Source organism: Tumidithrix elongata BACA0141, from assembly GCF_036349135.1.
Lineage (GTDB): Bacteria > Cyanobacteriota > Cyanobacteriia > Pseudanabaenales > Pseudanabaenaceae > Tumidithrix > Tumidithrix elongata.
In genome coordinates, this window is sequence record NZ_JAZBJZ010000017.1 from 48,645 (window position 1) to 60,741 (window position 12,097).

The following is a 12,097-nucleotide window of genomic DNA, read 5'->3' on the forward strand; positions in this document are numbered from 1 at the left end:
AATTTCAGGAGCAAGGTATTGTTTTGCTTGACCTAAAATTAAAAAACCCCTATTAAACCCGATCCCTAACTCTGATGGAAGATAGCCGCGCCAACGATCCTCAACCCACCCAGCAATCTACCCATATTCCTGGTCCATCTTGGCTTGTAGAAGAGCGGGATGCCTGTGGTGTGGGATGGTTGGCCGATCGCGCCAGTCGGGCGAGCCATGAGTTGATTACCGCTGCCCTCAAAGCTTTAGTCTGCGTCGAACATCGTGGTGGTTGCAGTGCCGATCGCGACTCTGGGGATGGTGCAGGCTTGATGACCGCAATTCCTTGGCAATTGTTACAACAGGATCTGCCTGCGATCGAGCCTAAAAAAGCAGCCGTGGGCATGATGTTTTTGCCCCAACAACCCGAGCGTCAAGCGCTATGCCGTCAAATTACCGAAAGTTGTGCCGCTAGAGAAGGGCTAACGCTCGTAGGTTGGCGTAAAGTTCCCGTACAGCCACAGGTTTTGGGAGCTCAGGCTAGGGAAAATCAACCCCATATCGAGCAGGTGGTTTTTCATGCAGACGCAGCGCTAGATAGTGTGGAACGGGCGATTCACCTGACGCGCCGACGGATTAAGTTAGAAGTTGAGCGCTTGTATTACTCCTGGCGGCAAGAATTTTATGTTGCCTCCTTGTCTAGGCGCACGATTATTTATAAAGGCATGGTGCGATCGGAAATTCTTGGTGAATTTTATGAGGATCTCCGAAATCCTGCCTATGTCTCCCACTTTGCGATCTATCACCGTAGGTTTAGCACCAATACCATGCCCAAATGGCCGCTCGCCCAACCGATGCGATTTTTGGGACATAACGGCGAAATTAATACGTTGCTTGGCAATATCAACTGGTTTTTGGCTCGTCAAGCCGATTTGGCTCATCCGAGTTGGGGCGATCGCTTACCCGAGATTATGCCTGTGGTGAAGCCCAATGAAAGCGATTCTGCCACCCTCGATCACGTCATGGAATTACTGGTGGAATCAGGTCGCAGCCCCTTGGAAAGCATGATGATTTTGGTTCCTGAGGCATACGATAACCAACCCGACCTTAAGGATCATCCTGAAATCGTTGATTTCTACGAATACTACAGCGGCTTACAAGAGGCATGGGACGGGCCGGCGCTGCTTGCCTTTAGCGATGGTAAGGTGATCGGTTCCGTTTTAGACCGCAATGGTCTGCGCCCCGCTCGTTATGTAATTACCCGCAGTGGCATGGTGATCGTCAGTTCCGAAGCAGGAACCGTAGATATCCCCGAAGCGGAAATTCTAGAAAAGGGCAGACTTGGTCCTGGGCAAATGATTGCCGTAGATTTCGAGAGCCAAGAGATTCTCAAAAACTGGGAAATCAAGCAGCGCATAGCATCAGCCCATCCCTATGGCGAATGGATAAAACAATACCGTAAAACCCTGACCGCACAGCCTTTCCATACGGCTACGGCTTTAGATGAAACCAGCGTTCTCAAATATCAAACCGCCTTTGGTTACACTTCCGAAGATGTCGATATGGTCATTGAGTCAATGGCTCAAGAAGGGAAGGAACCCGTGTTTTGCATGGGCGATGATGCGCCTTTGGCGGTGCTTTCCAGCCGTCCGCATTTGCTCTACGACTACTTTAAACAACGCTTCGCTCAGGTTACCAATCCTCCCATCGATCCGCTGCGCGAAGGCATGGTGATGTCTCTGGCGATGTGCTTGGGCGGGCGCGGTAATCTTTTAGCAGTAAATCCCGAAGCGGCACGACAACTGAAGATCGAGAGTCCCGTGCTGAACGATGCAGAGTTGGAGCAAATTCAACAGATGGGATTTGCATCAACTAAGCTGGATATGCTTTTCTCTGTAAGTGGTGGTACTAACGGATTAGCGGAAGCGATCGCTTCCCTCTGCGATGCCGCCGTCGAGGCAGTGCGCCAAGGTAGCGAAATCCTGATTTTATCCGATCGCTTGCTCGATGCCGATCGTGCCTACGTACCCCCTCTATTGGCAGTGGGATCTGTGCACCATCGCTTGATCCGCGAGAACCTGCGCATGAAAGCTTCCATTGTCGTGGAAACGGCGCAATGCTGGAGCACCCACCATTTTGCTTGCTTGATTGGTTACGGAGCCAGTGCGATTTGTCCTTATCTTGCCTATGAAACCACGCGCCAATGGTGGGGTAAAGCCAAAACCCAGATGCAAATGGAACAGGGCAAGGTTAAGAAAATGACGATGACTCAGGTGCAGGATAGCTATCGCAAAGCCGTAGAAGGCGGCCTGTTAAAGATTCTCTCAAAAATGGGAATTTCGCTCTTGTCGAGTTATAACGGCGCTCAGATTTTTGAAGCGATCGGGATTAGCAAGGAAGTTGTCGATCTATGCTTCCGAGGCACGACCTCGCGCATTGGTGGCATGCAATTGGCGGATATCGCTTCCGAGGTGGTGGCGTTCCACAAACAAGCTTTTCCTGAGCTGCACCATAAAAAATTAGAGAACTACGGCTTCGTGCAATATCGCAACGGTGGTGAGTACCACATGAATAGCCCCGAAATGGCGAAGGCACTTCACAAAGCGGTAGCAGGTGATGGCTACGACCACTACGAAGTCTATCGGAAACAGTTGCAGAACCGCACGCCGACAGCACTGCGAGATCTGTTGGAATTTAAAAGCGATCGCCCTAGCATTCCCATCGAACAGGTGGAACCAATTTCCGAAATTGTCAAACGCTTCTGTACGGGAGCGATGTCCTTGGGCGCTTTGAGTCGCGAAGCCCATGAGGTGTTAGCGATTGCCATGAATCGACTCGGTGGAAAATCTAACTGTGGTGAGGGTGGTGAAGATCCGATTCGCTATCTACAAATTCAGGATGTGGATAATTCCACAGGCATTTCCCCCACATTTCCCCATCTCAAGGGCTTAAGGAATGGCGATACGGCAAACTCAGCAATCAAACAAATTGCCTCGGGAAGATTTGGCGTCACGCCTGCCTACTTGACCAGTTCTAATCAACTGGAAATTAAGATGGCTCAAGGGGCGAAGCCCGGTGAAGGCGGACAGTTGCCCGGGCCCAAGGTGAGTTCTTATATCGCCATGTTGCGGAACTCTAAGCCCGGTGTATCTTTGATTTCACCACCACCCCACCACGATATCTACTCGATTGAAGACCTCGCGCAATTAATTTACGATCTGCATCAAATCAATCCCACTGCCAAGGTTTCGGTGAAGCTGGTGGCAGAGATTGGTATCGGTACGATCGCCGCAGGGGTAGCGAAAGCGAATGCCGACATCATTCAAATCTCTGGTCACGATGGTGGTACGGGTGCATCGCCCCTAAGTTCGATCAAACATGCGGGTTCGCCTTGGGAACTCGGTCTCACAGAAGTTCATAGTGTCTTGATGCAAAATAAACTGCGCGATCGCGTGCTATTGCGCGTCGATGGTGGCTTCAAAACGGGCTGGGATATCGCGATCGCTGCCATGCTCGGTGGTGAAGAATATGGCTTTGGTACGGCAGCGATGATTGCTGAGGGCTGCATCATGGCGCGGGTCTGCCACACGAATAAATGTCCTGTCGGTGTGACTTCGCAACAGGAGCAACTGCGGAAACGCTTCCCCGGTACGCCCGAACATGTGGTGAACTTCCTTTGCTTTGTCGCCGAAGAGATTCGTCAACTATTAGCGAAGTTAGGCTATAGCTCTCTCACCGATATCATTGGACGCTCTGACCTGCTGGTACAACGCACGGATGTCAAGCTCGCCAAACCTCAAGCCATTGATTTGAGCTGTCTGATTAACCTACCCGATACCAAAACCGATCGCAGTTGGTTAGATCATGCCACCGAAGCGCACAGTAATGGGCCCGTCCTGGATGACGAGATTCTTGCCGATCCTGAGATTCAAGCGGCGATCGCCAACCAAACCGATCTGTCGAAGTCGTTCCCCATCGTGAATACCGATCGCTCGGTCTGCACGCGGCTATCGGGCGCGATCGCCAAGCAATACGGCAACTCTGGCTTAGCCAGTCAATTGAATTTGGAATTTCATGGTGCTGCGGGACAGAGCTTTGGCGCGTTTAACATTGGCGGTCTGCATTTGAGCGTCGTGGGTGAAGCGAATGACTACATTGGAAAGGGCATGCATGGCGGAGAAATCAGTATCAAGCCCTATGCCACATGCAGTTACGACCCTGCGGAGAATGTGATTGCGGGCAACACCTGTCTCTACGGAGCCACGGGTGGCTACCTATTCGTCAACGGACAGGCAGGCGAACGCTTTGGCGTGCGGAACTCTGGCGCAAAAGCCGTGGTAGAAGGCACGGGCGATCACTGCTGCGAATACATGACTGGCGGCGTTGTCGTGGTTTTGGGCAAGACGGGTCGCAATGTCGGCGCTGGTATGACTGGCGGAATTGCCTACTTCTTAGATGAAGATTCTAGTTTTACTTCTAAGCTCAGTAAGGAAACCCTTAAGGTACAACGGGTTGCGACTGCTGCTGGGGAAAGACAACTCAAGGAATTGATTCAAGCCAGTAGCGATCGCACGGGTAGTCCTAAAGCCAAGCAAATTCTCAGTAACTGGTCGTACTATCTACCCCTGTTTTGGCAGGTCGTACCGCCCTCTGAGGCAAATAGTCCTGAGGCGACGGATGCGGTTCCAGTGGTGGCAGCTACGGTTTAATCGCGATCGCATGGGAAGAGATTCGCGATTGCCTATGTCTAAAGCGATCTAGAGCGATCGCATTTCTTCTCATACATTTTTCCATTCGTGTCAATCAAATAAAGGAAACGAGCGTACAAAGATTGATTGTTGATCGATGCTATCAATGAATGCTATCATTGGTAGCATCAGATGATTGCTGTAAAGATGGCTAGCATTACAATTCGAAATTTAGACGATGCGCTTAAGTCAAAACTGCGGATTAGGGCAGCGCGGTTGGGGCGATCGATGGAGGAAGAGGTGCGTACAATTCTCAGGACTGTTTTGGCGGAAGAAGATACGTCGCGAAATCTAGGTGAGATTATTCATCAACGGTTTGCGGTACTGGGTGGTTTTGATTTGCCCCCGATCGCACGGGAAGAGATTCGCGATCGCCCCTTATTTGACGATCTGTGATTATTCTCGATACTAATGTGCTCTCAGAGTTTATGCGAGGACTTCCTGATCCTGTGGTAATGGCTTGGGTGGCACAACAAGAAACATCGGAGCTTTTTGTCACGACGATTACCCAAGCAGAAATGTATTATGGCTTGGCACTGTTGCCTGTGGGGAAACGTCGCACCAATTTGGAAAGGGCTGTGCGTCAAGTATTCGAGCAGGATTTTCAGCAACGGATTTTACAGTTCGATAGTGCGGCGGCAATGGAGTATGGAAACTTGGCAGCATGGCGGAGACAAAATGGTAAGCCAATATCCCAAGCGGATGCTCAAATTGCAGCGATTACGAGTTCCCAAAAAGCTATTTTGGCAACTCGTAATATTTCAGATTTTTGCGACTGTCAGCTAACTCTGGTCAATCCTTGGCAATAGATAATATATGCCTCTTCTGTTTTATTGCGAATTAAGAGGCTAATCTACCTCATAACCTTTTATTGGTTGGATTAACAGTAGTCAGATTAGTAGCCTTTTATCAATGTCATCGCAAAGTTTTTTGAATTTATTTACAACCCCGCAGCTAGCGGCATGGGTCGAGCAAGTTAGATCGATCGCTTCTCAAGGCAAGCTTCCCACCTATATTCCTCTATTGGCACAAGCAGATTCCAACTGGGTGGCAGTGGCGATCGCTGATTCTCATGGGGAAATTTTGCAGGCAGGGAATATCGATCGCAGGTTTCCACTTATGAGTGTGGTGAAGCCTTTTATCTTGCTGTATGTGTTAGAAACTGTGGGTGCAGAACGGGTATTCGATCGCGTCGATCGCGTTGCTTCTACGGAGCCATTTAATGTCATCCCCCAGGGTAAGCCGCAAAACCCGATGCTCAATGCTGGCGCGATCACAATCGCCTCTCTGTTACCCTCCTGCGATCGCTTTTGTGAATGGTTAAATCAGCAGGCAGGCACGCAGTTATATTTGGACGAAAGGATGTTGGCATCCGTGCGATCGCTTTCCCATCGGCGCAATCAAGAAATTGTCCAAGTTTTAGAAGATTCTGGCTATATCGAAAATGCCGATGCTGCGTTAGCGATTTACGAACAGGTTTGCTGCTTATCGGCAACCGTTGAGGACTGTGCCCGTTTAGGCTTGCTGTTAGCCTGCGATCGCATCCCATCCAATCGAAATTTATCTGGGCAAAATTTATCTAGGCGAATTTCTGATATTTCCAAGAAAAATCGTCAAATTGTTGCTGAAATCGTGACAACCTGCGGCATGTATGCTGCCTCGGCTCAGTTTATGCAAGAAGTTGGATTGCCTTCTAAATCAGCCGTAAGTGGCATCATTTTATCCCTCATCCCAGATCGGGGCGCGATCGCGGTGTATAGCCCCACCCTAGATGCGATCGGTAACTCGGTAGCAGGCTTATTTCTGGTAAAGCAGATTGATGCAGCATTGAGAGCGGCAATAAATTCGCGATCGCTTGGGCTTTAAACCTCACACCCCGAGCCCTAAATGCTCATTGCTACCCGTTTTACGTTATATTGCTAGGATAATATTTACCGTTATTAAAGTTTAGAACCTTGACTGCAACTCAATTTCAAGCACAAACCCTATCGCCTAACCAGCCAATGATCAAAAAACGTGCCGTATTTCCGTTTACTGCCATCATTGGGCAAGAGGAAATGAAGCTGGCATTGCTACTCAATGTGATCGACCCCAAAATTGGTGGGGTAATTATCATGGGCGATCGCGGCACAGGCAAATCAACCACCGTGCGTGCCTTAACCGACCTCTTGCCTGAGATTGAAGTTGTGGCAGGCGATCCCTTTGGTAGCCACCCCACCGATGCTGACCTGCAAAGTGAAGAAGTACGACAACGCTTAATGCGAGGCGAACATGTCGCCATTACCAGTCGTCAGGTGACGATGGTAGATTTGCCGCTGGGTGCAACCGAAGACAGAGTTTGCGGCACGATCGATATCGAAAAAGCCCTCTCTGAAGGCGTCAAAGCTTTTGAACCCGGTCTGTTGGCAAAGGCAAACCGAGGCATTCTCTATATTGATGAAGTGAATCTGCTGGACGATCACCTGGTCGATGTACTGCTAGACTCAGCCGCATCGGGTTGGAATACCGTAGAACGCGAAGGGATTTCGATTCGTCACCCTGCAAGATTTGTGTTGGTTGGCTCTGGTAACCCCGAAGAAGGCGAACTACGTCCGCAGTTATTAGATCGTTTTGGCATGTACGCCGAAATCCGCACGGTAAAGAAACCCGAACTGCGCGTGCAAATCGTGGAGCAACGTACCGATTTCGATCAGAACCCTCAAGAGTTTTTGAGTACCTGTCTTGACAGTCAGGTTGAACTGCAAGCTCAAATCGTCAGAGCGCAAACCCTACTCAGTTCTGTGTCCATCTCGCCTGAATATCGGTTAAATATTTCACAAATTTGTGCCGATCTCGATGTCGATGGTCTCCGAGGCGATATTGTCACCAACCGCGCTGCCAAAGCGATCGCTGCCCTCGAAGGTCATCAAGAAGTCACGGTAGATGATATTAGACGGGTAATTCCGCTCTGTTTGCGCCACCGCCTGCGTAAAGACCCCCTAGAATCGATCGATTCGGGCTACAAGGTACAAAAAACCTTCAATCAGGTATTTGGAATTGTAGAAGAGTAGTCTGACAAAACACCTCCCGACAAAACACCGAATGTAGGGGCAGTGCCCCCGTGCCTGCCCAATTAGTCTAGAGAAATCATAGAGAAATTACTCATACAGTGAGTAGTTGTGGATTTTCTTGATTACCCTGCAAGTCCGCCCTAACTCAGTGTTAGAATTAATTCAATAAAATGTAAAGATTTTTAAAGTTCCAGACCGATGGTCTGAATACAAAGCTATGCGAATTATTTTAATGACGGGTAAGGGGGGAGTTGGTAAGACTTCTGTTGCGGCTGCCACTGGGTTGCGTTGTGCTGAGTTAGGCTACAAAACCTTAGTACTGAGTACCGATCCTGCCCACTCCCTTGCGGATAGCTTTGACATCGAGCTAGGCCATGACCCCAGAGAAGTTAGACCCAATCTATGGGGAGCCGAGCTAGATGCGCTCAGAGAACTAGAGGGCAACTGGGGAGCCGTGAAGCGATATATCAGTGAAGTCCTACAGGCAAGAGGATTAGAAGGTGTCCAAGCCGAAGAACTGGCAATCCTCCCAGGGATGGATGAAATTTTTGGACTGGTGCGGGTGAAACGGCATTACGACGAAAAGGACTATGAAGTTCTGATTATTGATTCTGCCCCCACAGGCACAGCCTTGAGACTCCTATCTTTGCCAGAAGTAGCGGGTTGGTACATGCGGAAATTTTACAAACCCCTTCAAGGTATGGCACAGATTCTCAGCCCTGTGTTCGATCCAATTTTTAAGCGGGTGACAGGTTTCTCTTTACCCAATAAAGATGTGATGGATGCCCCCTATGAATTTTATGAAGAGCTAGAAGCATTGGAGAAGGTTCTCACTGATAACACCACAACGACAGTGCGATTGGTGACCAATCCTGAGAAAATGGTGATTAATGAATCTCTACGGGCGCACTCTTACCTCAGCCTCTATAATGTCGCTACAGATATGGTAATCGCCAATCGCATCATTCCAGATTCGGTTACAGATCCCTTCTTTAAAGCTTGGAAAGATTCACAAAAGCAATATTGCGAACAGATTCATAGAGATTTCCATCCTTTACCTGTGAAAGAAATCCCTCTGTATTCCGAAGAAATGTGTGGTTTACAGGCACTGGAACGTTTAAAGGAAACCCTCTATGGCAATGAAGACCCCACGCAGGTTTATTATAAGGAACAAACGATCAGAGTTGTGACTGAAAACAATCAGTTCCGTTTAGACCTCTATTTACCCGGCGTTCCTAAGGAAAAAGTCGAACTCACCAAGACAGGTGATGAGCTGAATATCCGAATTGGCAACCATCGTCGCAATCTCGTCTTGCCTCAGGCTCTATCTATGTTGCAACCCTGCGGAGCCAAAATGGAAGATGACTATCTCAAAATTCGCTTTGCTGAACCTGCTAAGGTTTGATCGAGGCGGGAGTTCATTGGAAGTACGTAGTGCAAGCCTCGGAATAGTTCATCTACATCTTGAATGGGGTTAATATCCCGCATGGCGATCGACGATATTTCGCAAGGGTTGACCAGTGCGGAAACGCTGCAAGTTATCCAAAAACAGATCGACAGAACGGGTGCGCGTACGGGCAGAACTCCAAGAGATATGGGGCGTGACAAACAGATTGGGAGCTGACCATAGCGAGTTATCCGAGGGTAATGGCTCTGTGACAAAGGCGTCGATGCCTGCACCAGCAATCCAGCCTTCGCTGAGTGCGGTAAACAACGCGGCTTCATCCACCAACGCGCCTCGCGCAATGTTGATCAAATAGGCCGATCGCTTTAGCGATCGCAAAACCTCTGCATTGATAATGTTGTGGGTTTCGGGTGTTAACGGCAGTGCCAGCACGACAAAATCAGCTTCAGGCAAGAGGTCGTACCACTCGGTAGCACCAACAACTTTCTCAAAGTGCGGATGCGGTGCGGGGGTTTTCCGACTGCCCCAGACGCGCATGCCAAACCCACTGGCGCGTTCGGCGATCGCCTGCCCAATTCCACCCGCACCGATAATTAAGACCGTTGCTTCTGATAATTCCTGCAAAAAGATCCCGTCTTTCCAACGGTAGTCCCACTGGTGTTCGGTCTGGCGTTCGTGGAGTTTGCGCAGATCCTTAGCGCGATCGAGGATGAGGGCAAGCACAAATTCGGCGATCGGAATGGCATGAACGCCAGCACCATTGGTCAAAATCAAATCCCGAGCGAGCGAGGTTGGTGTCAGCAGATGATTTACACCCGCACTAGGTGTATGTTGCCATCGAACGGCTGGAGCTGCATTGAGAACCCGATCCAAAACCTCTGGTTGCAAGAGTCCCGCACTAAAATAGACTTCGGCATCGCTAGCATCCCCGTCAAAATTACCATCCCGATCCACTCGAATAATTTCAACATCAGTTGGCAATCGCGATTCAAGCTCTGGGAAAAATTCAACCGAGATAATTACTTTCATCTATTCACCTCTTTATCTTTGGCGACTCAGGTCGCAGTGTTTTACGCTGCTCAAGTTCTAATCATGGGACATTATCGGTCTCTAGATTATCCCGAACCATCTTAGGCTATGTCAATTAAATACTACGGTAAACCCATCAATATAGTGTATAAATAATCCCTACATTTACCTGCGATCGAGCTATCCGTAAGCCTAGAAAATATCGCAAATTTTGAGGATCTACTTATCTAACGCCTATTTTTGATATATCTAAGTAAAGGGGGCGAGTGCTGAGCTGATGGCGATCGCCCCCTTTGCCATGCTTATTTATCTTTAAACGGTATGGTTGCGGACTGTAAACACAATTTTCTAGATAGCGGCTTCGTGGTAGGATACATTTTTATACATCGGTAAGCCGATCAACTTACCGTATTTTAGTCTAAGTAAACGCCTAATGAACTCAACCCCTACATTGCTATGAAATTGCCATGAAGCAGATGCACCTCGCTGCTTTTTTAATTGCCGGGAATGGGGCGCATAGTCATGCACTTTGGCGGCATCCAGAAGCAACCCTAGAGTTTCTACAGCCAGAACTCTATCAATCCATCGCTCAAATTCTCGAAAGGGGCAAGTTTGACCTCGTTTTTTTTGCCGATCGCCTGGCTGTATCCGATCGCTATGGCTTAAATCTGAAAGTTGGCGTGGAGTTTGGCGATCAAGATGCCACGCGCATGGATCCGATTCCGATACTTTCATTAATGAGTGGATGTACCTCCTCGATTGGCTTGGGGGCAACCCGTTCCACGACCTATCATCATCCCTATCACGTGGCGCGAACATTTGCGACCCTCGATCATTTAAGCCGAGGTCGAGCCGCTTGGAATGTCGTTACTTCCATGAATGATGCAGAAGCTCGAAATTTTGGTGTAGATCGGCATTTGGAACATGGCGATCGCTACGATCGCGCCGATGAGTTTTTACAGGTCTGTTTCAAGCTCTGGGACAGTTGGGAACCAGATGCCCTTCAACTCAACCAGAAAACTGGGCGTTATGCCGATCCAGCGAAGGTTCACTATATCGACCATGTGGGGCAATGGTTCCAGTCTAAGGGGCCTTTGAATATTCCGCGATCGCCGCAGGGTCGCCCCGTGATTATTCAGGCAGGCTCATCGGGGCGTGGCAAAGAATTTGCCGCCCGTTGGGCAGAAGTAATCTTCACGGTTCAGCCCGATTCTGCCAGCATGAAAACTTTCTATCAAGAGGTGAAATCGCAACTGCGCGAGGTTGGGCGCAATCCAGAGCATTGCAAAATCCTACCCGCTGTGATGCCCTTTATCGGGGATACCGAAGCAGAGGCAAGAGAGAAACAAGCACTTCACAACGATTTGGTGCATCCATTGGTGGGACTTTCCACCCTATCAAGCCATGCCAACTACGATTTCTCCCAACATGCCTTAGATGAACCGCTAGCAAGCATTGAAAGTCGAGGCACCAAGGGATTGCTGCAAGCCGTTCGTCACTTGGCGCAAGCGGAAAAGCTTTCCTTGGGTGAAGTTGGCAAACTGTACGGTCAAAGCGTTCTCGCCCCGCAAATCGTGGGAACTCCGACTCAGGTAGCCGACCAACTTGAAACGCTGTTTCGAGATCGGGTTTGCGATGGGTTTGTGATTTCTCCTGCCTATCTACCCGGAACCTTTGCCGAATTTGTCGATCGCGTGGTTCCCGAACTGCAACAGCGTGGCATTTTTCGCCATGACTACGCCGAGGGAACCTTACGCGATCGCCTGCAATTAGATACCCAATAAAGTCTTAAATTTAACCCCCTAAAGGAGAGAAAGATGAATTTCAAACACTTTTCTAATTTAAGGGCATCTCTAAAAATACAAACAAGAGTAGGAAGGGATTTGAGGAAAATG

Annotated in this window: 8 protein-coding genes; 7 read left to right on the forward strand and 1 reads right to left on the reverse strand. The window is 49.1% G+C overall.

The window, feature by feature from the left end; genetic code table 11:
* The first annotated feature begins 74 nt into the window (after positions 1-74).
* From V2H45_RS06510 to V2H45_RS06535, 6 genes are all read left to right on the forward strand, one after another.
* Complete coding sequence (locus V2H45_RS06510) at positions 75-4,679, forward strand: glutamate synthase-related protein (protein ID WP_330482811.1); 4,605 nt, start codon at positions 75-77, stop codon at positions 4,677-4,679.
* 186 nt (positions 4,680-4,865) lie between these two features.
* The gene (locus V2H45_RS06515; protein WP_408648741.1) at positions 4,866-5,114 is read left to right on the forward strand and encodes a FitA-like ribbon-helix-helix domain-containing protein; all 249 of its coding nucleotides are present in this window, start codon (positions 4,866-4,868) and stop codon (positions 5,112-5,114) included.
* Complete coding sequence (locus V2H45_RS06520; RefSeq protein ID WP_330482813.1) at positions 5,111-5,527, forward strand: type II toxin-antitoxin system VapC family toxin; 417 nt, start codon at positions 5,111-5,113, stop codon at positions 5,525-5,527. The genes V2H45_RS06515 and V2H45_RS06520 overlap by 4 nt, the downstream gene beginning before the upstream one ends.
* Before the next feature lie 121 nt (positions 5,528-5,648).
* Positions 5,649-6,584, forward strand: coding sequence for a glutaminase (locus V2H45_RS06525; protein WP_330482814.1), 936 nt, complete (start codon positions 5,649-5,651; stop codon positions 6,582-6,584).
* Positions 6,585-6,721: 137 nt separating this feature from the next.
* A complete protein-coding gene (gene bchI / locus V2H45_RS06530) occupies positions 6,722-7,768 on the forward strand; it encodes a magnesium chelatase ATPase subunit I (protein ID WP_330482818.1) in 1,047 nt (348 codons plus the stop codon).
* Positions 7,769-7,985: 217 nt separating this feature from the next.
* Complete coding sequence (locus V2H45_RS06535) at positions 7,986-9,173, forward strand: TRC40/GET3/ArsA family transport-energizing ATPase (RefSeq protein ID WP_330482815.1); 1,188 nt, start codon at positions 7,986-7,988, stop codon at positions 9,171-9,173.
* Positions 9,174-9,242: 69 nt separating this feature from the next.
* On the opposite strand, the gene V2H45_RS06540 is transcribed toward V2H45_RS06535, so the two are convergent.
* Positions 9,243-10,202, reverse strand: coding sequence for a D-2-hydroxyacid dehydrogenase (locus tag V2H45_RS06540; RefSeq protein ID WP_330482816.1), 960 nt, complete (start codon positions 10,200-10,202; stop codon positions 9,243-9,245).
* Between the two features lie 467 nt (positions 10,203-10,669).
* On the opposite strand from V2H45_RS06540, the gene V2H45_RS06545 reads away from it, so the two are divergent.
* Positions 10,670-11,986, forward strand: a complete 1,317-nt coding sequence (locus tag V2H45_RS06545) for an LLM class flavin-dependent oxidoreductase (RefSeq protein ID WP_330482817.1) — start codon at positions 10,670-10,672, stop codon at positions 11,984-11,986.
* Positions 11,987-12,097 lie beyond the last annotated feature (111 nt).